Source organism: Cellulomonas carbonis, assembly GCF_014636275.1.
Classification (GTDB): domain Bacteria; phylum Actinomycetota; class Actinomycetes; order Actinomycetales; family Cellulomonadaceae; genus Actinotalea; species Actinotalea carbonis.
The window spans coordinates 1-589 of the sequence record NZ_BMEB01000040.1 but is presented as its reverse complement, the minus strand read 5'-3'; the positions used below and the strand labels follow the sequence as shown (position 1 = coordinate 589).

The window sequence follows — 589 nt, the reverse complement described above, 5'->3', positions numbered from 1 at the left end:
AGCATATGACTGACCATGATATGCTGAAGCAGTTATATTTGACGCAGCTACTCATCATCTTTGCCGCTGCTGCAGCAGGACTGTTCTTTTTTGAGGATGTACGGGACGTATTAAAGCTCTGGGACATTCGCGATATGCGAATCATCTGGTATGGTGTTTCTATAGCTGTTATTGTTATTTTAGCCGATATGGCAGTAATGAAATGGTTTCCGTCTCATTTATATGATGACGGCGGAATCAATAAAAAAATATTCAGTAAGAGGTCAATCCCTCATATTATATTTTTAACGCTTCTGATTGCTTTCGCGGAAGAAATGTTATTCAGAGGAGTGCTGCAGACTCATATCGGTTTATGGACGGCCAGCCTTATATTTGCCGCTCTGCACTTTCGGTATTTGTCAAAATGGCTGTTATTTATTATGGTGACAGCAATCAGCTTTTTGCTCGGTCTGATGTATGAATGGACCGGCAACTTATTTGTTCCGATGACGGCGCATTTTATCATTGATGCCGTGTTTGCCTGTCAGATTCGTTTTGAACATGTGAGGAGGGATAAACATGACGAACATGTCGAGAGTAGAGAGAAGAA

General features: G+C 41.3%; 1 protein-coding gene. It reads left to right on the top strand.

Annotated elements, in window-relative coordinates:
* Positions 1 to 20 precede the first annotated feature (20 nt).
* Positions 21 to 589: CPBP family intramembrane glutamic endopeptidase (locus tag IEV86_RS17575; RefSeq protein WP_229734734.1), on the top strand; the 569-nt coding region annotated here is incomplete at its 3' end.